General features: G+C 72.1%; 21 protein-coding genes. 14 read left to right on the plus strand and 7 right to left on the minus strand.

Going from position 1 to position 24,034, the window contains the following annotated elements:
• The first annotated feature begins 220 nt into the window (after window positions 1-220).
• The 14 genes from H4687_RS11540 (at window position 221) to fabG (ending at window position 14,615) form a co-directional block, all read left to right on the plus strand.
• Window positions 221-1,021: a 2-amino-3,7-dideoxy-D-threo-hept-6-ulosonate synthase gene (locus H4687_RS11540; protein WP_318787707.1), complete on the plus strand. Its 801-nt coding sequence runs from the start codon at window positions 221-223 to the stop codon at window positions 1,019-1,021.
• The gene (locus tag H4687_RS11545) at window positions 993-2,246 is read left to right on the plus strand and encodes a 3-dehydroquinate synthase II family protein (protein ID WP_046917594.1); all 1,254 of its coding nucleotides are present in this window, start codon (window positions 993-995) and stop codon (window positions 2,244-2,246) included. Before H4687_RS11540 ends, H4687_RS11545 begins: the two co-directional genes overlap by 29 nt.
• 6 nt (window positions 2,247-2,252) lie before the next feature.
• Window positions 2,253-3,665, plus strand: a complete 1,413-nt coding sequence (locus H4687_RS11550; protein WP_046917595.1) for a class I adenylate-forming enzyme family protein — start codon at window positions 2,253-2,255, stop codon at window positions 3,663-3,665.
• 95 nt (window positions 3,666-3,760) lie between these two features.
• Window positions 3,761-4,045 (plus strand): acyl carrier protein, encoded by a 285-nt coding sequence (locus H4687_RS11555; RefSeq protein WP_225967402.1) that lies wholly within the window; start codon window positions 3,761-3,763, stop codon window positions 4,043-4,045.
• The gene (locus tag H4687_RS11560) at window positions 4,042-4,407 is read left to right on the plus strand and encodes an acyl carrier protein (protein ID WP_046917596.1); all 366 of its coding nucleotides are present in this window, start codon (window positions 4,042-4,044) and stop codon (window positions 4,405-4,407) included. The genes H4687_RS11555 and H4687_RS11560 overlap by 4 nt, the downstream gene beginning before the upstream one ends.
• The gene (locus H4687_RS11565; RefSeq protein ID WP_046917602.1) at window positions 4,397-5,638 is read left to right on the plus strand and encodes a beta-ketoacyl-[acyl-carrier-protein] synthase family protein; all 1,242 of its coding nucleotides are present in this window, start codon (window positions 4,397-4,399) and stop codon (window positions 5,636-5,638) included. The genes H4687_RS11560 and H4687_RS11565 overlap by 11 nt, the downstream gene beginning before the upstream one ends.
• Window positions 5,635-6,543 (plus strand): hypothetical protein, encoded by a 909-nt coding sequence (locus tag H4687_RS11570; protein WP_233443552.1) that lies wholly within the window; start codon window positions 5,635-5,637, stop codon window positions 6,541-6,543. Before H4687_RS11565 ends, H4687_RS11570 begins: the two co-directional genes overlap by 4 nt.
• Window positions 6,530-8,251, plus strand: a complete 1,722-nt coding sequence (locus tag H4687_RS11575; RefSeq protein WP_046917597.1) for a class I adenylate-forming enzyme family protein — start codon at window positions 6,530-6,532, stop codon at window positions 8,249-8,251. Before H4687_RS11570 ends, H4687_RS11575 begins: the two co-directional genes overlap by 14 nt.
• Window positions 8,248-8,802 (plus strand): hypothetical protein, encoded by a 555-nt coding sequence (locus H4687_RS11580; RefSeq protein ID WP_046917598.1) that lies wholly within the window; start codon window positions 8,248-8,250, stop codon window positions 8,800-8,802. The genes H4687_RS11575 and H4687_RS11580 overlap by 4 nt, the downstream gene beginning before the upstream one ends.
• A gap of 3 nt (window positions 8,803-8,805) precedes the next feature.
• Window positions 8,806-9,726 (plus strand): NAD-dependent epimerase/dehydratase family protein, encoded by a 921-nt coding sequence (locus tag H4687_RS11585; RefSeq protein WP_046917599.1) that lies wholly within the window; start codon window positions 8,806-8,808, stop codon window positions 9,724-9,726.
• The gene (locus H4687_RS11590; protein ID WP_046917600.1) at window positions 9,723-11,795 is read left to right on the plus strand and encodes an FAD/NAD(P)-binding protein; all 2,073 of its coding nucleotides are present in this window, start codon (window positions 9,723-9,725) and stop codon (window positions 11,793-11,795) included. Before H4687_RS11585 ends, H4687_RS11590 begins: the two co-directional genes overlap by 4 nt.
• A 5-nt stretch (window positions 11,796-11,800) precedes the next feature.
• Window positions 11,801-13,309 carry a class-II fumarase/aspartase family protein gene (locus H4687_RS11595; protein WP_225966658.1) on the plus strand — a complete coding sequence of 503 codons (1,509 nt, stop codon included), beginning with the start codon at window positions 11,801-11,803 and terminating at the stop codon, window positions 13,307-13,309.
• On the plus strand, window positions 13,306-13,734 hold the full coding sequence (locus H4687_RS11600) for a hypothetical protein (RefSeq protein WP_225966659.1): 429 nt from the start codon (window positions 13,306-13,308) through the stop codon (window positions 13,732-13,734). The genes H4687_RS11595 and H4687_RS11600 overlap by 4 nt, the downstream gene beginning before the upstream one ends.
• A 164-nt stretch (window positions 13,735-13,898) precedes the next feature.
• A complete protein-coding gene (fabG, locus tag H4687_RS11605; RefSeq protein ID WP_046913477.1) occupies window positions 13,899-14,615 on the plus strand; it encodes a 3-oxoacyl-ACP reductase FabG in 717 nt (238 codons plus the stop codon).
• A gap of 66 nt (window positions 14,616-14,681) precedes the next feature.
• Here fabG and pgi read toward each other — a convergent pair whose 3' ends face one another.
• From pgi to H4687_RS11640, 7 genes are all read right to left on the minus strand, one after another.
• Window positions 14,682-16,334, minus strand: a complete 1,653-nt coding sequence (gene pgi, locus H4687_RS11610; RefSeq protein ID WP_046913478.1) for a glucose-6-phosphate isomerase — start codon at window positions 16,332-16,334, stop codon at window positions 14,682-14,684.
• 321 nt (window positions 16,335-16,655) lie between these two features.
• On the minus strand, window positions 16,656-16,991 hold the full coding sequence (locus H4687_RS11615) for an RNA polymerase-binding protein RbpA (RefSeq protein ID WP_003957010.1): 336 nt from the start codon (window positions 16,989-16,991) through the stop codon (window positions 16,656-16,658).
• A gap of 228 nt (window positions 16,992-17,219) precedes the next feature.
• Complete coding sequence (gene secG / locus H4687_RS11620) at window positions 17,220-17,450, minus strand: preprotein translocase subunit SecG (protein WP_005477937.1); 231 nt, start codon at window positions 17,448-17,450, stop codon at window positions 17,220-17,222.
• A 100-nt stretch (window positions 17,451-17,550) separates the two neighbouring features.
• On the minus strand, window positions 17,551-18,339 hold the full coding sequence (gene tpiA / locus H4687_RS11625) for a triose-phosphate isomerase (RefSeq protein WP_078907408.1): 789 nt from the start codon (window positions 18,337-18,339) through the stop codon (window positions 17,551-17,553).
• A gap of 6 nt (window positions 18,340-18,345) precedes the next feature.
• On the minus strand, window positions 18,346-19,557 hold the full coding sequence (locus H4687_RS11630) for a phosphoglycerate kinase (RefSeq protein WP_046913479.1): 1,212 nt from the start codon (window positions 19,555-19,557) through the stop codon (window positions 18,346-18,348).
• Between the two features lie 135 nt (window positions 19,558-19,692).
• Complete coding sequence (gene gap, locus H4687_RS11635) at window positions 19,693-20,703, minus strand: type I glyceraldehyde-3-phosphate dehydrogenase (protein ID WP_005477940.1); 1,011 nt, start codon at window positions 20,701-20,703, stop codon at window positions 19,693-19,695.
• Between the two features lie 270 nt (window positions 20,704-20,973).
• Window positions 20,974-23,928 carry a M14 family metallopeptidase gene (locus H4687_RS11640; protein ID WP_046913480.1) on the minus strand — a complete coding sequence of 985 codons (2,955 nt, stop codon included), beginning with the start codon at window positions 23,926-23,928 and terminating at the stop codon, window positions 20,974-20,976.
• Window positions 23,929-24,034 lie beyond the last annotated feature (106 nt).

Consider the following 24,034-nt stretch of genomic DNA (forward strand, 5'->3'; position numbering starts at 1 on the left):
TCACGCCTTGCCAACTCCCGATCACGCACGGAATGCTGACGTCCTGGCAGAACTTGAAAGTTCTACGACCATCGTTTTTCGGACATGGAGACCGCATCGGGTTGCCGCGGTTCAACTTTCTGAAATGCGGCCTCAGAGCCGGGAAGGCGCATTACCCATGCTGAAAACTGGCAAGCCATTACGTTGGAGAAGACTTTCTCGGGCCGGTGATGACCGGCATTTGCTCATCCCTCTCGACCACAGTGTTTCGGACGGCCCGGTCGCCCCTCCCGGACAGTGGGAGGACCTCCTTCGGGCACTGGTGGCCGGCGGGGCCGACGGGATCGTCGTCCACAAGGGGCGGGCCCGCGCACTCTCCCCGGACCTCCTCGGGAACTGCGCGCTGGTGGTGCACCTGAGCGCGAGTACGGCCTGTTCCGCCGACGTGGACGCCAAGGTGCTGGTCGGCGATGTCGAGGAGGCGGTGGCGCTCGGCGCGGACGCGGTCAGCGTCCATGTGAACATCGGCTCGGACACCGAGGGGCGTCAGCTCGCCGACCTGGGCGCGGTGGCCCGTTCGTGCGACACCTGGGGCATGCCGCTGATCGCGATGGTCTACCCGCGCGGCCCCCGGATCGAGAACCCGCACGACCCCGCCCTCCTCGCGCACATCGTGAACGTCGCCGCCGATCTGGGCGCCGACATGGTGAAGACGACCGTCGCCCTGCCGGTGGAGCGGATGGCCGAAGTGGTGGCCCACAGCCCCATCCCCGTCCTCGCGGCCGGCGGTCCACCGGACGGCTCCGACCTCATCGAGTACGGCACCGCCGTGATGGCGGCCGGCTGCCGGGGGCTCGCCGTCGGCCGCCGGATCTTCTCCTCCCCCTCCCCCGCCTCCCTGGTCTCCCGGCTCGCGGCCGTGGTGCACGGGGCCGGCGGCGACGGCATCACCGAAGACATGAGCATGACCGCTCCCCCTCCCCCCGTTACTCGACGATCGTGGCAGGTGTCGCATGAGGTTCGCGTGGATCGATCTCCGTGAAGTCCCCCGTCCGCAGCTCCAGGCGGTGGTGGACGCGGCCGTCCACGCCCGGATGGCCGGAGTGGTCTCGGCCGACGCCGAGTTGCTGGGAACGCTGCCGCCGACCGTGACCCGGGTGCTGGTGTCCGCGGAGCCCGCGGCGGCGCTCGCGAGGAAGCCGGCCGACAAGTTGGCCGACAAGGGGGGCAAGGAGGCCAAGGGCGCGGGTGACGCCAAGTCCTCCGGCGCGGGCGGGACCCTCACGGACGCCGGGATCGACGTCCTGCTGCGGAGGTTCTCCACGCAGGACGAGCTGGACGCGCTCGCCGCGGAGAACCGGGCCGCCGTCCGAGTACCCGCCTCGGGTGGGCCCGCCTCGGGAGCGCCGGTCACCGCCGCACCCGTCGCCGGCTTCGTCGACGTACGGGACGACCGCACGCTCCAGCTGTCGTGCGTGGGCGCGATGGCGCTGCCGTACACGGTGATCCATTTCGCCGACCCGACGAAGATCCCGTTGGAGATCGTGCTAGCGGCGGCCGAGTCGGCCGAGGGCAAGCTGGTGACCGTCGTCGGGGACCTGGAGGAGGCCGCCATCGTCTTCGACGTGCTCGAACGCGGTTCCGACGGCATCCTGTTCACCCCCCGGAGCGCGGACGACGTGTTCGCGCTGGCCCGGCTGCTGGAGGCGACGACCCCGCAGCTTGAGCTGTCCACGCTGACGGTGGAGAGCATCCGGCACGTCGGGCTCGGCGACCGGGTCTGCGTGGACACCTGCTCGCACTTCGAGGAGGACGAGGGCATCCTCGTCGGTTCGTACTCCTCCGGTTTCGTGCTCTGCTGCAGCGAGACGCACCCGCTGCCGTACATGCCGACCCGGCCGTTCCGGGTCAACGCCGGCGCCCTGCACTCGTACACACTGGGCCCCGACAACCGCACCAACTACCTCAGCGAGGTCGGCTCCGGCAGCACTCTGCTGGCGGTCGGTGCCGACGGCCGCACCCGGCGCGTGGTGGTCGGGCGGGCCAAGCTGGAGTCCCGGCCGCTGCTGGAGATCCGCACGCACGCGGAGGACGGGCGCCTGGTGAGCCTGACCGTGCAGGACGACTGGCACGTACGGGTCCTCGGACCGGGCGGCAAGGTCCTCAACGTCACCGAACTGCGGACCGGGGACGAACTGCTCGGCTATCTGGCGGCGGACAAGCGCCATGTCGGTCTGCCCATCGGCGAGTTCTGCAAGGAGGTCTGAGGCCCCATGGGCGAACTCGTGGCGGCCGCGGCCGGTGAGGACGGGATGGGCGTCCTCGTCCAGAGGCTGTTCGACGCGCGGGACGACGGCCTGCCGTATCTGACGCACCAGCGGGAGACCGTCGGCCGGGGCGGGTTACGGGAGCGGGTGGCCAAGCAGGCCGCCGTGTTCGCCGGCTACGACATCGGGCCCGGCAGCACGGTGGGGCTGCGGACGCCGCCCAGTTTCACCCAGGTCGAGGTGCTGCTCGCGCTGTGGCGGCTGGGCGCGCAGGTGATGCTGTTCGACTTCCGGCTCAAGCCCGCCGAGGTGGACGCGCTCTGCGCCGGCTGTCGGCCGCAGTTCATGGTCCGGGCCGGGGCCAACGTCCGGTCGGCCTTCGGCTTCCGGCCCGAGTACGAGGTCGCCACCGAGTGCCGCAGGGGCGGCCGGCCGGCCGCGGGCGGGCACCGGCTGGTCCAGTTCAGCTCGGGCTCCACCGGGCGGCCGAAGGTGATCGGCAGGACTCCCGGGTCGATCGCCGCCGAGATCGAGTCGTTCGCGGCGGTCCCCGGCATGCCGGGCGAGGGCGACCGGCTGCTGCTGCTCAGCTCCACGGCGCACAGCTTCGGCCTGATCGGCGGACTGCTGCACGCGCTGGCGGCCGGCGTCCGGGTCGTCTTCGCGCCCCGGGTCTCCGCCCGCGAGATCCTGCTGACCTCGGCCGAGCACCGGATCACCCATCTGTTCGGGGTGCCGATGCACTACGAACTGCTCGCCGCCGCCCTCGATCCGCCCGAGCTGCCCGAGCTGCGAGCCGCCGTCTCCGGTGGAGAGCTGATGCCCCCCGAGGTCGCCGCGCGGTTCGCCGAACGGTACGGCGTCACGGTCGGCGAGGCCTACGGCACCACCGAGACCGGCATCGTCGCCATCGACGTCGGCGGCACGCTCCGGCCCACGGTCGGGCGGCCCGCGCCCGGTGTGCTGGTCCGGGAGCACAAGGGTGAACTGGACGTCGCGCTCGACACGTCGCCGTACCTCTTCGACTCCGGCGGCACCCAGTACGAGGACGGCTGGCTGCACACCCGCGACCGGGCCACGGTGGACGCCGACGGGACGGTCACCGTGGGCGGCCGCGCCGACTCCCTCGTCGTCGTCGGCGGCCTCAAGGTCGACCTCACCGAGGTCGAGCAGGTGCTGCGCGCGCACCCGGCCGTCGAACAGGCGGTCCTGGTCCACGAGGACGTGACCGAGGCGTACGTGGCGGTCGCCGCCGGGGCCGGGAGCCCGTCGGCGGAGGAACTGCTGCGCTGGTGCCGGGAGCGGCTGGCCGACCACAAGCTGCCCCGCGTGATCCGGGTGCTGGACACCCTGCCCCGCACCTCGAACGGGAAGCTGGTCCGCCGGGCGGCCACGCTCCAGGCGGCGAGCGGCGCGTAGCGGCCGGACGGCCGACCCCCGCGACGGGCGACCCCACTACGGGCAGTCCTCGCACGACTTTTCGCATGACCTTCTCACGACATTCCCCCATGGAGATGGCGATCATGAGCACGTCCACCCTGGACAACGAGATCCGCGAGTTCGTCCTGACCACGGTCATCGACGAGATGAACATCCTGCTGAGCCGCGACGGCATCACGGACGAGAGCCCGGTGACCGTCGGCGGGCTGGAGCTGGACTCCCTGAGCCTGATCGAGCTGACGCTGCGGCTGGAGTCGCGGTTCGGCGTGGAGATCCCGGACACCGACATCGAGCCGCTGGCCTCCCTGACCCTCGGCGGGCTCGTCACCGAGGTCGTCCGGCGCGGGGCGAAGGCATGAGCGCGGAGGTCTCCGCGCCGTCCGTCCCGGGCACCTCCGCGCCGTCCGTCCCGGGCACCTCCGCGCCGTCCGTCCCTGGCACCTCCGCGCCGTCCGTCATCACCCTCGGCACCGTCCGGGAGCTGCTGTCCGACCGCAAGATCTTCCCCGGGGTCCCGGACGACCTCGGCGACGACTCCGAACTGGTCCTGGACTCACTGGGGTTGGTGTGGCTGCTGCACGTGGTGGAGGAGCGGTACGGCCTGGTGGTGGAGCCCGGTGACGAGGACATCGCGAACCTGACCTCGCTCCGGCGGCTCACGGAGTTCCTGAGCGCGTCCGCGGCGGACGCGGCGCAGGGAGGTGACCGCGTTGACCGGTGACGTGACGGTGACCGGGTTCGGTGTGCGCACGGCCTTCGGCGCGGGCGCGGACGCCCTGCGCCGCGGTGTCTTCGCCGGCGTCCCCTCCTTCGCGCCCACCACCCGCTTCGACACCGGCCCGTACCGCACCCCGATGGCCGGCGCCGCCCCCGACGGCCCCGACGGCCCCGAGCACCGGGCCCTGCGCCCCGCCCTCGCGGACTGCGGAAGGGAGGCGCTCGACATGGCGGGCCTGCCCCCGGGCACCGAGGCGGCGGTCCTGCTGGGTATCGCGGGCGACTGCACGAGCATCACGCGTCACTGGCGGGACGCGGCGGCGGGGCCGGGTGTGGAGACGAGCGGTGGCGCCGACGGACGCGGCGACACCGTACCCGGGCTCGCCGACCCCATCGACGCGGAGGCGGCGCACCTCGCCGACGCCGTCCCGGCACACCTCGCCGAGTCACTGGCCCGGGGCCTCGGCCTGACGGGGCCCCGGCTCACGTTCACCAACGCCTGTGTGGCCTCCGCCGCCGCGATCATCCATGCCTGCCGGCTGATCTCGTCCGGCCGGACCGACGTGGCGGTGTGCGCCGGCGGCTACCTCGTGGAGGAGGAGACGTTCGGGAAGTTCGACTCGGGGCGGGCGCTGTCCCGGGACGGCATGGTGCGGCCGTTCAGCGCGGACCGCACCGGGCTGCTGCTCGGCGACGGGGTCGCGGCGGTCGTGCTGGAGTCCACCGAGCACGCGCGGCGGCGCGGGGCCCGGCCGCTGGCGGGCGTGGTCGGCTGGGGGGCGGCCACCGACGCCCACCACATCGCCCAGCCGCACCCGGAGGGCGTGGGCCTGGCCCGCGCGGCCCGGCAGGCGCTGCGGCTGGCCGGGGACCCCGACGGTTCGGCCCTCGGCTACGTCAACGCGCACGGCACCGGCACCAAGTACAACGACGGCGCCGAGACCCGGGGGCTGCGCGCCGCCCTCGCGGAGCGGGCCGGGTCGGTCCCGGTCAGCTCCACCAAGAGCACCACCGGCCATCTCCTGGAGGCGGCCGGAGTCGTGGAGTTCGTGATCACGGTGCTGGCCCTCATGGACGGCGTACTGCCGCCGACCGCGGGCCTCACGCGGCCGGACCCCGAGTGCGATCTCGACTACGTGCCGAACCGGGCCCGGCAGGCCGACCTGCGCCGGGCCCTGACCATCAACGCCGCGTTCGGCGGCGCCAACACCGCACTCGTCCTGGAGCGGCCGTGACGACGACGGACCACGGCGGGAGAGCCGCGCCGGCGGCCACGCCGACCAGCACACGGCCAAGCGCGCCCGCCGGCACGCAGGAGACCGTGCCGGCCGGGAAGGGGCCCCTGCGCTCGCCGCTGGGCGTCCTCACCACCGCCACCGCGACGCACGGCACCGGGCGGCCCGACGACATCCCGCTGCCCCGGCTGCCGGGGTTCGTGGAGTCGGCGTTCAGCCCGTTGGCGTACGAGGTCGCCGCGCGGTGCCTGACCGAGCGGGCCGGGGACGGGGCCCGTACGGCCGTCGTGCTGGCGAGCCTCATGGGGGACACCACCACGGCCGATCTGGCCAGCCGGCGGGTGGTCTCCGGGCGGGTCCACAACCCGCTGCTGTTCATGCAGGCCACGCCCAACTCCGTGCTGGGGCACATCAGCAGGGAGTTCCGGATCACCGGGCAGATGTTCAGCCTCTCCACGCTCGACGATCCGGTGACCGAACTGCTGGCCATGGCCGACCTCCTCCTGGAGGACCCGGAGCTGGACCGGGTCCTGGTGGCGGGCGTCGAACTGGGCGGCGGCGCGCGTACGGCCGCCGTGCACCGGGAGCTGTCCGCGATCAGCGGCCGGCCGGTCCCGGACCTCCCGGAGGCCGCCGCCCTGGCGGCGGCCGTCCTGCTCGGCCGCCCCGGCCCCGGCGTACCCGTGACCGTCCGCGCGACGGACACGCACGACGGCGAACGGCCGGCGGCCCTCGCGCACCCCGGCAGCGTCCAGGCCCTGTTCGACCTGGCCGCCGCCCACCGGCGGCTGCTGCGGGACGGCGGCACCCACGTCCTGGTCACCGAACCCCGGACCCCCGCGTTCCTCCTGGACGCCGAACGCCTCCCGGAAAGAAACGAGACGGAGACCCATGCTCATCAGTAGGCAGGAGCGGGCGCGGATCTGCTCCGACACCGAACTCGGCGCCGGCAACATCCTCGGGCGGCTGCGCGCCTACGCCCGCCCGCTCGACGAGCCGGTGCTGCGCACCGACGGCACCTGGCGCGCGCCGGACGGCAGCCGGCCCGAGGTGCTGACACTCGGGCAGCTGTACGAGGTGGTGGAGACGTACGCGGGCTGGTACGCGGCCCGGGGCGTGCGGCCCCGTGACCCGGTGGCCGTCCACTCCTTCTCCGCCGCCGAGTTCGCGGTGAACTTCCTGGCGCTGACCTCGCTCGGCGCCGTCCCCTCGTTCGTCAACGGCAACCTGGCCCCGGAGACCGCCCGGGAGTACGTCCGCCGGCAGGGCGCGGTGGGCGCCTTCACCGACGAGGCCCACCGCGAGGTGCTGACCGGCGACGCCGAGGGCGCGGCGGGCGGGACCGGCCTCGGTTTCCTGGTGACCGCCGCCGACATTCGGCCGGAGCACCGCGCGTCGCTCCCGCCGTCGTACCCGTACCGGCACGACCCGACCGACCCGGTGCTCATCTCCCACTCGTCCGGCACCACCGGCATGCCCAAGGGGGTGCCGCACACCCACCGCACGCTGATGTACGCCCAGGTGCACCGGCTGCGCTTCTCCACCGGCGCCGACATGGAGCGCACGCTGGTGGGACTGCCCGGCGCGCACAACGCGATGGTGGCGACGCTGCTGTACTGCCTGCTGCTGCGCACGGACATCAAGCTGCTCTCCAGCCAGCGCGGCCCGGACGTGCTGGACGCCGTCGAGGAGTTCCGGCCGACGACCGTCCTGGCCTTCGCCGGGACCTTCGGCGAGATGGCGGCGGAGGACCTCGCGGCACGTGACCTGTCCAGCGTGCAGGTGTGGTTCAACACCGGGGACGCGGCGCACGAGGCGCACATCCGGGCGCTCGTGGAGCACGGGAGCCACACCGAGATCCGGCGCGACCTGAGCCGGGTCCGGGTCGACGGCTCGGTCTTCGTGGACGGCCTCGGTTCGTCGGAGGCCGGGTACTCCGTCTTCCACAACCGGCACACCAAGGACACCTCGGCCTACTCCCGCCGCGTCGGCAAGCCGATCAGCTTCGCCGAGGCCGCGGTGCTGGCGGAGGACGGCACCCCGCTGCCACCCGGGCAGATCGGCCGGCTGGGCCTCAGGTCGCCCACGCTCACGCCCGGTTACTGGAACGACTCGCTGACCTGGAACCGGATGCGGCTCGGCGGCTACTGGCTCACCGGCGACCTCGCCCACCAGGACGAGGAGGGCAACTTCTACCACCTGGACCGGGTCCCGGACGCCGTGCGCACCCGCGCCGGCATCGTCTTCAGCACCCGCACCGAGGAACTGCTGCTGGCCGGGCTGCCGAGGCTCGCCGACTGCACGGTGGTCGGGGTCGCCCCCGAAGGCGTCCGCGCGGACTGGGACGGCGACGGTCAGGCCGAGGCGTACGCCCTGCTCCAGCTCGCGGACGGCGAGGGGACCGACGACGACGGGGAGAGCGACGAGGTGTGGACCGGGCGCGTCAACGCCGTGCTGACGGCCGCCGGGTTCCCGCCGGTCACCCGGGCGCTGCGGATGAAGCCCGACGACGTGGCCAAGGGCGCCACCGGCAAGGTTCTCAAACGAGTGATGCGGGACCGGTTCGCGGCCCGCCTGGCCGCCGCGACCGCCGCCGAGGAGCAGCACGCATGAGCACGCACAGCGACGCCGACGGCGTCAACCACCGCGCCCGCGCCGGTGAGGCGTACCGGCTCTGGTGGCAGCACGACGCCAACTGGTACCAGGGGGTCGCCGCGCGGTACGGCCAGGAGGTCGCCAACGAGATCAACGCGGAGGCGATGGGGAAGGTCGCCCTGCACGTCGGGCAGCGCGTCGCCCGGCTGCGCGGACCGCTCCCGGACACCGGCGACAGCCGCAAGGACCTTCAGGAGCTGCGCCGCCGCTACGACGAGTGCGGCGACCGGATGTTCCCGCCGGAGCTGCGCAACGCCTCCACCGAGGTCGAGGACGACGACCTCGTCGTGCTCACCCTGAAACGGAACTTCGCGATCACCATGGTCCGGATGGCCGGTTCCCTGGAGGGCTACCGCTGCCCGTGCACCGCCGTCCACGCGGGCTGGTCCGAGGGCCTCGGCGCGACCCTGACGGAGAACCGGGCCGAGAGCTGTCTGCGGGACGGCGACCCGGCGTGCCGTCTGCTCATGCGGATCGCCACCCCCCTCGCACCGGGTGCGGAGGGCTGAGGCGTGCGTGTACTCGTCGCCGGGGCCACCGGAGTGGTCGGGCATCCGCTGGTGGGCGCGCTCCGGGCGCGGGGCCATCACGTGAGCGCGCTGGTGCGGCAGGGCTCCCGGAGCCGGGCCCCCGAGGCCGACGAGGTGGTGGTCGCCGACGCCCTCGACCGTGCCGCCGTGCTGTCGGCGGTGTCGGCGGCCCGTCCCGAGGCGGTCGTCCACCAGCTGTCTGCCCTGCGGCTGCTGGGCGACGACCCGCCCGGAGCCTTCGCCCTCACCGCGCGGCTGCGCACCGAGGGCACCGCCCATCTGGTCGAGGCGGCCCGCGCGGCCGGCGCGCGCCGGCTGGTCGCCCAGTCCATCGCCTTCGCCGCCGCCCCGGCGGGCGATCCGGTCCTCGACGAGGACGCGCCGCTGTACGTGGACGCCCCCGACCCCGGCTGGGCCTCGACCGTACGGGCCGTCGCCGAGCTGGAACGGCGGGTGACGGGCGGGGGCCCGCAGGGGGTGGTGCTGCGCTACGGCACGCTGTACGGCCCGCGCACCGCGTACGCCCGGACCGGCGCGACCGCCGCGTCCGTGCTGGCCGGACGGCTGCCGCTGGCCGGCGGTGGGGCCGGGATCATGTCGTTCCTGCACGTCGAGGACGCGGTGGGGGCGGCCGTGACGGCCGTCGAGTCCGACGCCACCGGGGTGTTCCATGTGACGGACGACGACCCCGCCCCCGCCGCGCAGTGGCTGCCGCACCTCGCCCGGACGCTGGCCGCGCCCTCCCCGCGCACGGTCCCCGCGGCCCTCGCGCCCCGGCTGCTCGGCTGGTTCATGGCCCACCAGCTCACGTCCGCGCACGGCGCCGCCAACGACCGCGCCCGTACGGCCCTGGGCTGGAAGCCGGTCAGAGCGAGCTGGCGCGACGGGCTGGGCCGGGAATGACCCGAACCGATGACGCCCTCGCCGTCTGTGTGATCGGCGCCGGTCCGCGCGGCCTCTCCGTGCTGGAGCGGATCTGCGCCAACGCGCGAGGGGCCGGGCGGCCGGTCGAGGTCCACCTCGTCGATCCGTACCCGCCGGGCGCGGGCGCGGTCTGGCGCACGGACCAGCCGGGCGAGCTGCTGATGAACACGGTCGCCTCGCAGGTGACCCTGTTCACCGACGACAGCGTGGACTGCGCGGGCCCTTCGGTGGCGGGACCGAGCCTCTACGAGTGGGCGTGCGCGATCCGCGACCAGGACGTCGAGGACGGCTTCGGCCGGGACGTCGCACAGGCCCTGCCCGCGCGGGCGGTGGAGGAGGCCCGGCGGCTCGGCCCCGACACCTATCCGACCCGCGCGTTCCACGGCCACTACCTGGAGTGGGTCTTCCGGCACCTGTTACGCACGGCCCCCGCGCACGTGACGGTCCGCACCCACCGGACGACGGCCGTCGCACTCACCGACGACGCCGGGACCGGGCGCGACGAGGACACCGCGAACCCGCCGCAGCGGGTGGCGCTGGCGAACGGCGAGCGCCTGGCGGGGCTGGACGCGGTGGTGCTCGCCCTCGGCCACGGCGCTGTGACGCCGTCGCCGGAGGAACGCGCCCTGCGCGCCTTCGCCGACCGCCACCACCTCGTCCACGTGGCCCCCGCGAACCCGGCCGACACCGACCTGAGCCGTGTCGCGCCGGGCACGCCGGTCGCCCTGCGGGGACTGGGCCTGAACTTCTTCGACTGCCTGGCCCTGCTCACCGAGGGCCGCGGCGGCACCTTCAAGGAGGGCGAGTCCGGTCTCGTGTACCTCCCGAGCGGCAACGAGCCCGTGCTGTACGCCGGTTCACGGCGCGGGGTGCCGTACCACGCCCGGGGCGAGAACGAGAAGGGCGCGCTCGGCCGCCACGAGCCGCGCTTCCTGACCCCGGACGTCATCGCGGGGCTGCGGCGCCGCGTGGCCGACGGGCACCCGCTCGGCTTCCGCCGGGACCTCTGGCCGCTCGTCGACCGCGAGGTACGGACCGTCCACCACGAGGCATGGATCCGCGCCGCCCGAGGAGCGGAGGCGGCCGAGGAGTTCGTACGGTCGTGCCGCGCGGACCCGGACGGGCGGGGCGAGGGGGCCCTGCTCGACCGTCACGCGGTCCCGCCCGGCGAACGCTGGGACTGGACGCGGATCGAACGCCCCTACGGTGAGCGGAGGTTCACGGGCCGCGCCGACTTCCGGGACTGGCTGCTGGCGTATCTGCGCCGGGATGTCACCGAGGTCCGTCGCGGCAATGTGCGCGGTCCGTTGAAGGCGGCGCTGGACGCCCTGCGGGACCTGCGCAACGAGATCCGGCTCGTCGTCGACCACGGCGGAGTCTGCGGCGACTCGTACCGCGCCGAACTCGACGGCTGGTACACCCCGTTGAACGCCTTCACCTCGATCGGCCCGCCGGCCTTCCGCATCGAACAGCTGATCGCGCTGATCGAGGCGGAGGTCGTCCAGGTGCTCGGCCCGGGGATGCGGGTACGGGCGTGGACCTCCGGTGCCGACGCGGTGGCGGGCATCGGCGAGGGCGGTTTCCTCGTGGACGCCGAGTCGGTGGACGAACCCCCGGTGCGGGTCACCGCCCTGATCGAGGCCCGGCTGCCCGCCGTGGACCTGCGGCGGAGCGCCGACCCGCTGCTCCGGGGGCTGCTCGCGTCCGGCGCCTGCGGCCCGTACCGGCTGACGGGCGCGCCGGGGCACGAGCCCGGCGGGCTGGCGGTCACCGACGGCCCGCCCCGGCTGGTGGACGCGGCGGGCCGGCCACACCCGCGCCGGTTCGCCTTCGGGGTGCCGGTGGAGGGGGTGCGCTGGGTGACGGCGGTCGGCATCAGGCCCGGCGTCGGCTCGGTGACGCTGGAGGACTCGGACGCGATCGCGCGTGCGGCGCTGGGGCTGGGGCCTGAGGCCGGGCCGGGGCCGGCGCCGGAGACCGGAAGCCACGGGGTCACCGTCGTTCCGTCCCCGCATCGGACATCAGGCACGAGGAGTCGAGGAGCGTGAACGCGATGCCCGTATCCGTGGGCACCGATGCCGGCCTGCTCGCCCCCACCTGGGCGGGCACACCCGTCGCCGCCGAGGTGACCGACGAGGCGTGGCTGCAGGCCATGCTGGACGCGGAGGTGGCGCTGGCCCGCGCCCAGCACGCGGTCGGGCTGACCCCCGCCGCCGCCGTGGAGACGATCGCCGCGGCGGCCCGCGCGGAACGTCTGGACCTGGCTGCCCTCGCCCACGCGTCCCGGGCGGCCGCCAATCCGGTGGTCGCCCTGGTGACCGTCTTCGGGGAGGTCGTCGCCGCGAAGGATCCGGCCGCGGCGGAGTATGTGCACCGGGGGTCCACCAGCCAGGACATCCTGGACTCGGCGGCGATGCTGATCGGCCGCCGGGTGCTCCACCTGATCGCGGCGGACCTGTCGCGCGTGACGGCCGCCCTCGCCGCGCTGGCCGACGCCCACCGCCGCACCGTTCTCGCCGGCCGCACCCTCGCCCAGCACGCGGTACCGACGACCTTCGGGCTGAAGGCGGCGGGCTGGCTGGAGCTGGTCACCGACGCGTCGGTGCGGGTGCGGGCGGTGGCCTCGCGGCTTCCGGCCCAGTTGGGAGGGGCGGGTGGGACGTTGGCCGCCTATCGGGAGTACGCGATTCTGGACCGCGGGGGCCCGGCCGGAACGGGCGACGGCGGCACCGGTGAGGGCGGGCTGGAGCTGCTCAAGCCGTTCGCCGAGGCGCTGGGCCTCGCCGAGCCCACCCTCCCCTGGCACACGGTCCGCACTCCCGTCGCCGAACTCGGGGCCGTGCTCCAGCTCGTCACCGGAGCGCTCGGGAAGTTCGCGCTCGATGTGCAGACGTTGTCCCGCACGGAGATCGGTGAGCTGTCGGAGCCAGCCGGGGCCGGGCGCGGCGCGTCCTCGGCCATGCCGCAGAAGCGGAACCCCGCGCTGGCCACGCTGATCGTGTCGGCCGCCCGGCAGGTCCCCGCGCACGCCCTCGTGCTGGCACAGTGTCTGCTCGCCGAGGACGAGAGACCCGCCGGGGCGTGGCACGCCGAGTGGCAGCCGCTGCGGGAGGCGTTGCGACTGACGGGCGGGGCCGCGCACACCGCCGTCGAACTCGCGGAAGGGCTGATCGTCCACCCGGAGCGCATGCGGGCCAACCTCGAACTGACCGGCGGCGCCATCGTCACCGAACGTCTGAACGTGGCGCTGGCCCCGGTGCTCGGCAAGGTCCGCGCGAAGAAGCTCCTGACCACGGCCTCGGCCGAGGCCGCCGACACCGGTCGCCCCCTGCGTGCGGTGCTGGCCGCCGACCCGGAACTGTCCGCCCGCTTCTCCCCCGACCGGCTCTCGGAACTGCTGGATCCGGCCCGGTACACGGGCGCGGCCGAGGCCCTGATCGAGCGGGCCCTGCGCAGACACGCCGAGCTGGGCGGGGAGCGGCTCCCGGAACCGGACAGAGAGCGGCGCCGGGAACCGCACGAAGCGCCGCGCGGTCACGAGAAGGGCGGAGACACGCGGTGAGCACCGCGAGCCGGACGACCGCGACACCGGCCGCCCCACCCGCCCGCTCCTGGCCTGGCCTCCTGGTCGTGGTCTGCGCGCAGATGCTGATCTGGCTGGACACCCCTCTGGGTCGTCGCCGTCCTGCTGTGGATCCAGGGCTTCGGCATGGATCTGGTCGGCGCACCGGTCACGGCCGTGACGATGCGCGGGGTGCCGCCGCAACGGCGGGCGCCGGCTCGGCCGTCAACAGCGTCACCCGGCAGGTCGGCGGCACCCTGGGGGTGGCCATGGCCGGCTCGATCCTCGCCGGTGTCTACCGGCACCGGACGGCCGACGCCGAACTGCCCGGCGCCGCGCGGGGTCCGTCCCCGGCGGCCGAGGAACAGGCCCGCGCCTCCGCCGAGGCCGCCCGCTCCCTGCCCCTGCCCCTGCCCCTGCCCTAGCTGGCCACCACCGCCGACCGCGCCTTCCTCGACACCATGTACGCCGCCACGCTCTCGGTCGCCGCCCTCGCGCTCATCGGATGCGCGGTGGCCGTCGGGGGCCCGCGCACACGGCCCTCGGTAGGCGACAGAGACAAACCCGACAGAGAGAGACGGACAGCGCGATGACACAGCCCACGCCCCGCTCGGTCCTCGTCACCGGTGGCAACAGAGGCCTCGGCCTGGCCATGGCCCGCCGTTTCGCGGCGGCCGGGGACCGGGTCGCCGTGACCTACCGGGGCACCGAACCCCCCGCCGCCGAGGGCTTCCTCGCCGTACGGTGCGATGTGACGGACAGTGCCCAGGTCGACCAGGCCTTCGAGGAGGCGGAGACCGCCCACGGCCCGGTCTCCGTCCTGGTCGCCAACGCGGGCGCCACCCAGGACCGACTGCTGGTCCGGATGACCGAGGCGGACTTCACCTCGGTCCTCGACACCAACCTCACCGGGGCCTTCCGTGTCGCCCGGCGCGCGGTGCGGGGCATGCTGCGCGCGGGCCACGGCCGTATCGTCCTGGTCTCCTCCACGGCCGCCCTGCGCGGCGCCCCCGGCCAGACCAACTACGCGGCGGCGAAGGCCGGTCTGGTCGGCTTCGCCCGCGCCCTCACCCAGGAGCTCGGCCCCCGCGACATCACCTGCAACGTCGTCGCCCCCGGCCTCACCGAGACCGACATGAGCCGCGCCCTCACACCGGATCAGCGCGGCGCACTGCTGCGGACCACCCCGGCCGGACGCCTGGGCACCCCCGAGGAGGTCGCCGACGCGGTGGCCTTCCTGGCCGGCGCCGGGTACGTCCGCGGCGCGGTCGTCCCGGTCGACGGGGGCGCCGGGCTGGGGCACTGAGGCGGCCTCGCGGACCGGGTGGGGAAGTGGACGTCGCGCGGCCGCCCGCTTCCCCACCCCGTACGGCTACCGTCCGCGCAGTGTCCGGTACGTGGCGACCAGCGCCTTCGTGGACTCGTCCAGGCCGGGCACCTGCGCCCCTTCCGTCAGCGCCGGCTCCACCCGCTTGGCGAGGACCTTGCCCAGCTCGACGCCCCACTGGTCGAAGGAGTCGATGTTCCAGACGGCGCCCTGGACGAACACCTTGTGCTCGTACAGCGCGATCAGCTGGCCGAGGACCGACGGGGTCAGTTCCTTCGCCAGGATCGTGGTCGTCGGGTGGTTGCCCAGGAACGTCTTGTGCGGCACCAGCTCGTCCGGCACGCCCTCCGCGCGCACCTCGTCGGGCGTCTTGCCGAAGGCAAGGGCCTGGGTCTGGGCGAAGAAGTTGGCCATGAGGAGGTCGTGCTGGGCCTTGAGCGTGTCGCTCAGCTCGGCGACCGGCTCGGCGAAGCCGATGAAGTCCGCCGGGATCAGCTTCGTGCCCTGGTGGATCAGCTGGTAGTACGCGTGCTGCCCGTTCGTCCCCGGCGTGCCCCACACCACCGGCCCGGTCTGCCACGTCACCGGCTCACCGTCCCGGCCCACGTACTTGCCGTTGGACTCCATGTCCAGCTGCTGCAGGTAGGCCGTGAACTTGGACAGGTAGTGGCTGTAGGGCAGCACCGCGTGCGACTGGGCGTCGTGGAAGTTGCCGTACCAGATGCCCAGCAGCCCCAGGAGCAGCGGCACATTGGACTCGGCGGGCGCCGTCCGGAAGTGCTCGTCGACGATCCTGAACCCGTCGAGCATCTCCCGGAAGCGGTCCGGGCCGATCGCGATCATCAGGGACAGCCCGATCGCCGAGTCGTACGAGTAGCGTCCGCCGACCCAGTCCCAGAACTCGAACATGTTGGCCGTGTCGATACCGAAGTCCGACACCTTCCCGGCGTTCGTCGACAGTGCGACGAAGTGCTTGGCGACGGCGTCGGGGCCGGCCTTCAGCTCGGCGAGCAGCCACTCGCGCGCGGAGGTCGCGTTGGTGATCGTCTCGATCGTGGTGAACGTCTTGGAGGCGATGACGAACAGCGTCTCCGCCGCGTCCAGGTCCCGCACGGCCTCGTGCAGGTCGGCGCCGTCCACGTTCGACACGAAGCGGACGGTCAGGTCGCGGTCGGTATAGGAGCGCAGCGCCTCGTACGCCATCGCCGGGCCGAGGTCGGAACCGCCGATGCCGATGTTGACGACGTTCTTGATGCGCCGCCCGGTGTGACCGGTCCACTCCCCGGACCGGATGCGCTCGGCGAAGCCGCTCATCCGGTCGAGCACGGCGTGCACGGCCGGCACCACGTTCTCGCCGTCGACCTCGATCACCGCGTCGCGCGGGGCGCGCAGCGCGGTGTGCAGGACGGCGCGGTCCTCGGTGGTGTTGATCTTCTCGCCGCGGAACATGGCGTCCCGCAGCCCGAACACGTCGGTCGCGGCGGCCAGCTCGCGCAGCAGCCGCAGCGTCTCGTCGGTGACCAGATGCTTGGAGTAGTCGACGTGCAGATCGCCGACCTCCAGCGTGTACCCGGCACCGCGCCCGGGGTCCGCCGCGAACAGCTCGCGCAGCTGGACCTCACCCTGCTGCTCCCGGTGCTCGGCCAGCGCGGTCCATTCGGGCGTCTGGTCGAGCCTGGTACGGCTTTCTGCGTTCATCTCGGACTTCAGCCTTCTTTCCTACCTGGTCCTGCGTACCTTGCCCCGCTGCCGGTCCCAACCTAATTGATCACAAGGGAACACGAGCTGTCGTCCCGCGGTCGTCCGGTTCGACAACGGATACGTCCCTTCCGAGCACCGGTATCAACACGGCGACGGACAGGGCGGGGAAAGCCGACGGCAACCGAGGTCGGCGGCGCGCCTTCCGGAACATGGCCATGCTCCGGAAAGCGCCCTGACCAGCAGGAACGCGAACCTCGCGAGCCGCAGCCCCGGAACAGCTCCGGCCAGGCACCTTCGGTGCCCGGCCGGTGTCGACTTCTAGATCTCGCCCCGCAGTTTGGCGAGCGCCTCGGCGAGGATCGCCTCGCCGTCCGCGTCGCTGCGGCGCTCGCGCACATACGCGAGGTGTGTCTTGTAGGGCTCGGTGCGCGGTGGGTCCGGGGGGTTGTCCCGGTCCTGTCCGGCCGGGAAGCCGCAGCGCGGGCAGTCCCAGGTGTCGGGGACCTGTGCGTCGCTGGCGAAACTCGGCTGGGTCTCGTGTCCGTTGGAGCACCAGAAGGAGATGCGCAGCCGGGGTGCGGACTCGCCGCGCTCGGCTTCGCCCATCGGCCCCGCCCCGACCCGGCTTCCTCGGATCGCGTTGCCACTTGCCACGGTCGTAACTCCCTGCGTGATGGTGCGGCGAAGCGAGTCGGCGTTTCGCTTCGCTGCGAGCGCCTCAGTCTACGTAAGGCCCAACGCGCGTCCAGTGATTGGAGTTACATCCCGCCCACAGACGCAAGCCCCATGATAGGCCGCGTTCGAAGTCGCGTACCCGTCATGGGGCTTTACGTGCGGATTGGTGCGTCCGTGACGCGTTGTCTCTCGGTGTCGGCCCAAAGGTCAGTTGTTGACCTTCATCAGGATGCCGAGGACGATGATGCACGCGAACCACAGCAGACCGACCACGACGGTGATCCGGTCGAGGTTGCGCTCGGCGACCGAGGAGCCGCCGACGGAGGACTGCATACCGCCACCGAACATGTCGGAGAGGCCTCCGCCCTTGCCCTTGTGCATCAGCACCAGCAGCATCATCAGCAGGCTGAAGACGATCAGGGCGATCGAGAACCCCATAACCACGGCTGGACCAACTTCCTCGGATTCTGATGGACTGCGGGGACCGGCCGCGTGGCCGGTCCCCGCAAGAGTACGACGTTACGCCGTCAGGGCCTACTCACTGGTCGCGGAAGCGCACGATCTTGACGAACTCGTCCGCGTCCAGGGAGGCACCGCCGACGAGGGCGCCGTCGATGTCGGCCTGCGCCATGATCTCGGCGACGTTGCCGGCCTTGACCGAACCGCCGTACTGGATGCGGATCCTGTCGGCCGTCTCCTGGGAGTACAGCTCGGCGAGCTTGCCGCGGATGGCCGCGCAGACCTCCTGCGCGTCCTCGGCGCCGCAGACCTTGCCGGTGCCGATGGCCCAGACGGGCTCGTAGGCGACCACGACGGTCTCGGCCTGCTCGGCGGGGACGTCCTTGAGGCCGCCCTCGACCTGGGCGAGCGTGTGGGAGACGTGGTTGCCCGCCTCGCGGACCTCCAGCTCCTCGCCGACGCACAGGATCGGGGTCAGGCCGTGCTTGTAGGCGGCCTTGACCTTGGCGTTGACGATCTCGTCGGTCTCGTCGTGGTACTGGCGGCGCTCGGAGTGGCCGATCGCCACGAACGTGCACTTGAGCTTGGCCAGCATCGGCCCGGAGATCTCTCCGGTGTAGGCACCTGAGTCGTGGGCCGACAGGTCCTGGGCGCCGTACTTGATCTTGAGCTTGTCGCCGTCGACCAGGGTCTGGACCGAGCGCAGGTCGGTGAAGGGCGGCAGGACCGCGACCTCACAGGCCTCGTAGTCCTTGTCGGCGAGGGCGAAGGCGAGCTTCTGGACGTGCGCGATGGCCTCGAGGTGGTTGAGGTTCATCTTCCAGTTGCCCGCCATGAGGGGCAGGCGGCTCTGTTCCGTAGCGGTCATCGAGGGTCAGTCCTCCAGTGCGGCGAGCCCGGGGAGCGTCTTGCCCTCGAGGTATTCGAGGGAGGCGCCACCACCGGTCGAGATGTGGCCGAATGCGTTCTCGTCGAAGCCGAGGATGCGCACGGCCGCGGCGGAGTCTCCGCCGCCGACGACCGTGAAGGCCTCGGAGTCGAGGAGTGCCTGGGCGACCGCCTTGGTGCCCTCGGCGAAATCGGGGTGTTCGAAGACGCCCATGGGGCCGTTCCAGAAGACGGTGGCGGCGTCGGCGATCTTCGAGGCGTACAGCTTGTTCGACTCCGGACCGATGTCCAGGCCCATCCGGTCGGTCGGCATGGCGTCCGCGGCGACCGCGGTGGCGTCGGCCGGGGCCTTGCTCTTCAGGTCCGGGAACCCGGGCGCGACGACGGCGTCGACGGGCAGGACCAGTTCGACACCGGTCCGCTCCGCGCGCTCCACGTACTCCTTGACGGCGTCGAGCTGGTCCTCCTGGAGGAGGGAACTGCCGATCTCGTGGCCCTGGGCCTTGAGGAAGGTGTACGCCATGCCGCCGCCGATGAGGATGCGGTCGGCCTTGCCGAGCAGCTGGTCGATGACGGCCAGCTTGTCGGAGACCTTGGCGCCGCCGAGCGCGACCACGTAGGGGCGCTGGACGTCGTCGGTGAGCTTCTTCAGGACGCCGACCTCGGTGGCGATGAGGTATCCGGCGTAGTGCGGCAGGCGGGCCGGCAGGTCGAAGACCGAGGCGTGCTTCCTGTGCACCGCGCCGAAGCCGTCGCCGACGTAGACGTCGGCGAGGGCGGCCAGCTGGTCGGCGAAGGCGCCGCGCTCGGCGTCGTCCTTGCTCGTCTCGCCGGCGTTGAAGCGCAGGTTCTCCACGACGGCGACCTGGCCGTCGCCCAGGCCCGCGACGGTGGCCGTGGCGGACTCGCCGACGGTGTCCGTCGCGAACGCCACGTCGGCGCCCAGGAGTTCACCGAGGCGGGCGGCGGCCGGGGCGAGGGAGAAGGCCGGGTCCGGGGCGCCCTTGGGGCGGCCCAGGTGCGAGGCGACGACGACCCGCGCGCCCGCCTCGGCCAGTGCCTTGACGGTGGGCAGCACGGCGCGGATGCGGCCGTCGTCGGTGATGGTCGTGCCGTCCAGCGGCACGTTGAGGTCGGCGCGGACGAAGACCCGCTTGCCGGCGACCGGCCCGGCGAGGAGTTCGTCGATCGTCTTCATGAAAGAGGGCTCCCGAGGAGGACGTGTGGTGCTCGTGATCGTAGGAGGGCCGCTGTGTACGTGGGTCGGGGCCCGGGCGGCGCGTCCCTGCGCCGCACGGGCCCCGACGTCACACGAAGGTGCCTGCTCTGTCGGTCAGAGCTGCTCGCCGACGAAGACCGTGAGGTCGACGAGGCGGTTGGAGTAGCCCCACTCGTTGTCGTACCAGCCGAGGATCTTCACCGTGTTGCCCTCCTGGACCATGGTCAGGGAGGAGTCGAAGGTGCAGGAGGCCGGGTCGCTGACGATGTCCGAGGAGACGATCTCGTCCTCGGTGTAGGCCAGGTAGCCCTTGAGGTCGCCGTCCTCGGAGGCCTTCTTGAACGCGGCGTTGACCTCGTCCTTGGTGACCTCGCGCTGCAGCGTGACGACCAGGTCGGTGGCCGAGCCGGTCGGGACCGGGACGCGCATCGCGATGCCGTCGAGCTTGCCCTTGAGCTGCGGGAGGACCAGCGCGGTGGCCTTCGCGGCGCCGGTGGTGGTCGGGATGATGTTCTCGGCGGCGGCGCGGGCGCGGCGCAGGTCCGAGTGCGGGAAGTCCAGGATGCGCTGGTCGTTGGTGTACGCGTGGACCGTCGTCATCAGACCCTTGACGATGCCGAAGTTCTCGTCGAGGACCTTGGCCATCGGCGCCACACAGTTGGTGGTGCAGGAGGCGTTGGAGATGACGTGGTGGTTGGCCGCGTCGTACTTGTCCTGGTTGACGCCCATCACGATGGTGATGTCCTCGTCCTTGGCCGGAGCCGAGATGAGGACCTTCTTGGCGCCGCCGGCGAGGTGCTTCGCGGCGTCGGCCTTCTTCGTGAAGATGCCGGTGGACTCGATCACGATGTCGACGCCCAGCTCGCCCCACGGGATGTCGGCGGGGTTGCGCTCGGAGAGGACCTTGATGGTGTGGCCGTCCACGGTGATCGTGTCGGCGGTGTGCGACACCTCGGCCTTGAGGCGGCCCAGGATGGTGTCGTACTTCAGGAGGTGTGCGGTGGTCGCGGTGTCACCCAGGTCGTTGACAGCCACGATCTCGATGTCAGCACCCTGCTCCAGCAGCGCGCGGAAGTAGTTACGACCGATGCGGCCAAAGCCGTTGATGCCTACGCGGATCGTCACGAACCGATCTCCTCGTTGGTACGCCGGCTCAGTGCCGGCGAGCTGTATGGGATGTCCCCGACCGCCTACGACCCTACCTCCCCCGGGCCCGTCGAGTGACATCGAGATGCCCTATACATGCCGGTGCGGTCCGTACTCGCCAGTAGGGGTACGGACCGCCCTGGTTTTGCAAGGTGATTACCTTTTGAGCGGCCCCCCGATCATCTGATTCCAGACGTCCGCAAGGGCCGCTCACGAGGCCTTCTTCCAGCCGTTCGGCGCAGTCGGCGCTCAGTTCTTCAGAGCCGCCAGCGCCTTGCCGAGCAGTGCCTTGCGGTCGGCGGCCGCGGGGACCTGCTCCAGACCGAAGCCCAGCAGCACGGTGTCGCCCGTGGTGACCGCGCCGTAGGTCTTGAACAGTTCACCCGACAGGCCCCAGTCCTTCACCACGGCCGGGCTGCCCGCGGGCGGACCGGGAGTGCTCCAGGCACCGAGCGACGTCTCGAAGCCCTCGACCGCGCCGGCCGTGCCGCCGATGACGACGGTGGCGTTGTCGGCCAGGACGCCGCGACCGCCGGAACCGGGGTCGGTGACGTAGCTGAGCGACACCTCGACCTTCTTCCCGGCGTACGCGGACAGGTCGAACTCGACCTTCTGCCAGCCGTCCGAGGCCCCGGTGAAGCTGTTCCAGGAACCGCTGGTGCCGGTGGGCGTGCAGCCGCCGGAGCCCAGGGTCAGGTACCGCTTCAGCGCCGGGTGGCCCTGGATGAAGTACCCGGCCTCGCACTCGACGGGCACGGCGGTGGAGGTGGCGCCGCCGGCCTCCGGCAGCGTCGTCCAGTCGTCCGCCCCCACCGTGTGCGCCTCAAGGAGGGCGTGGTCATACCCCTCCTCGGTGCTCCACAGCAGCTGGCTGCGCAGGGTGGGCCTGTCGGCCGCGCTCACCGAGGTGAGGTCGATGGTGCGGGTGAGACGGTTCCACGCGTAGTCGGTGTGCGTGGCGGCCGCCATGGACGCGCCCTCGTACGGGCCGTACGGGTTGACGGTCCCGGGGTACTGGCCCGCTCCCGCGCTCTTGAACTGCGGGAACGTCTCCACGGACAGGGCGTCCGAGGTGACCCCGAAGGAGCCGGCCGTGTTCAGCGGGTTCCCGGGCGCGTCGCCGAGCTTGCCGCTGAAGCCGCCGAGCTTGCCGAGGCCCGCGAAGGCGGTGGCGTTGGGCAGGGAGGTGCGGCTGTAGGCGCCCAGGTAGTACTGGCTGAAGTCGTTCGACAGGGTGCCGTCGCCGAGGTCGACGGAGCCGCCGGCGCTCTCGCCCGCCTCGATCAGCTTGCCGCCCTCGTTGAGGTAGGCGCGCAGGGCGAGCTGGGTGGCGACGCCCGGACGGACGGCGCCCGTGTAGTGCACGACGGTCTTGAAGTGCTCCAGTACGCCGAGCGCGTCGGGAGCGCCCTGGGTCGCGACATCCCAGACGAGCGCCCTCTTGTTGTTGGCCTTCAGGGCGTCGACGTAGGCCTGTGTCTGGGTCGCGGTCGCGCCCTCCTCGGCGACGACGAGGATGTCGCCCTTGGGGCGTTCGGCCACGGTGTAGGTGAAGCGCTCGCTCTTGGTGGGTTTGCCGCTCTTGGTCTCACCGGTGAACCAGACCTCGACCTTGTCGCCGGGCTCGCCCTCGCGCACCCTGGCCCGGTACTCGTCGAACCAGAGGTTGTCCTCACCGCCGAAGGTCTCGCCGCCCTTCCAGGGCTTGAGCCTCTCCTGGTACGTGGCGCCGCGGCCGTTGACCCGGTAGTTCAGCTCCTTGTCGCTCACGGATCTGCGGGCGACGACGGAGACCTCCTGCTTCTTGCCGCGCGAGTACGACGTGCCGAACGTCGCCGGGGTGAAGTCGGGGGCGTCGACGCCGACCGAGGACTTCGGCTTGTCGGGCGTGGCGGCGGACTCGGCGACGGAGAGCGCGAACGGGATGTTCTTCGCGAACTCCTGCTGGATCAGCTTCTCGTCGTCCGGGAACGTGAAGACGGAGGCGCAGTCCTCGGGCTTCCAGGCGTCGTTCGGGTCGATGTTCGACGCCGTCTGGCAGGTCGACATCTCGGGGGTGAACATCGCCGTGCCGTTGACGTTGGCCGCGTGGCCGTCCGCCTCACCGTTGGTGGTGTACAGCTCGGAGGAGAGCTGGGGGTGGTAGCCGGGGACCGCGGGGTTCTCCGGGGTGCCGGCCAGCGACTTGTAGAGCACGTCGTCCGGGCTGGGCGTGGCCACCTGCCAGCCGACCCCGTAGAGGATGAGTTCGGCGGCCGAGTGGTAGTTGATGCCGTACTCGAAGCCGATGCGCTTCTCGAAGGCGTCCAGGGCCTTGGTCTCGGGCTCCGAGCCGGGGCCGCCGCCGCGGTAGGTCTCGCTGGTGGGGAACGGGGACGAGCCCTCGTTGTCGTAGCCCCACTTGTAGGCGAAGTTGCGGTTGAGGTCGACGCCGTCGCCGACGGTGATGGCGTTGTCGCCGTTGACGTCCCGCAGGTTCTTGCGCCACTGGCGGTTGGCGGCGTCACGGTGGGTGAAGTCGTAGCCGTCCGGGTTGGCGGAGATCACGAACCACAGCTCGGTGGAGTCGACGATCTTCTTGATCCGCTTGTCCGTCTTGTAGTTGTCCAGGTAGTGGTGCATGAGGCGCCGGGTCATCTCCGGCGTGATCCACTCGCGCGCGTGCTGGTTGGACATGTACAGCACGGACGGCTTGGCGCCGTCCTTGGTCTTCTTCGCGTCCTTGGTCAGCTTCAGGGCGAGGATGTCCTGGCCCTGGAGGGACTTGCCGAGGGAGACCACCTTGGTCAGGGACGGGTTCTCCTGCCCCGTCCGCAGGATCTCCTCCTTGATGTTCCCGGCTCCGCTGTAGGGGCGGTAGACCCCGTCGGCGGCGGCGTCCACACGCGCCTCCGCCTTACGCGTGAGCTGGTGCTCCTTCAGCTTGACGCCCTGCTCCTCCAGGGCGTCCGCCTGTTTGTCGGTGAGGTAGACCTCGACCGACGCGGTGCCCTTCTCGGGTGCCTGCTCGCTGAGTTCGTGACCGTCCTGCCCGGCGGCGAGCAGCAGCGGTATCTGCTTCTTCGTCACCTCGGCCCGGAAGACCTTGACTTCGTCGGTGTCGGAGCCGTCGTTCTCGGCGGCCTGGGCCAGCGGCGCGAGTCCCGCGCCACCGCCCAGCAGGAGTGCGCCGGTGGCGAGGATCGATCTCGCTCTTCGTCTCATGAGCCCCCCTTGCGTGGTTCGCCCCAGTAGCGAACAGACGCCAGGCTCATGTCAGATCTGGGCCAAGTCAAGGAGGCGACACAGGCCAATCACGGAATTCACGCGG

Origin of the sequence: Streptomyces stelliscabiei (assembly GCF_014873495.1) — a bacterium.
GTDB lineage: Bacteria > Actinomycetota > Actinomycetes > Streptomycetales > Streptomycetaceae > Streptomyces > Streptomyces bottropensis.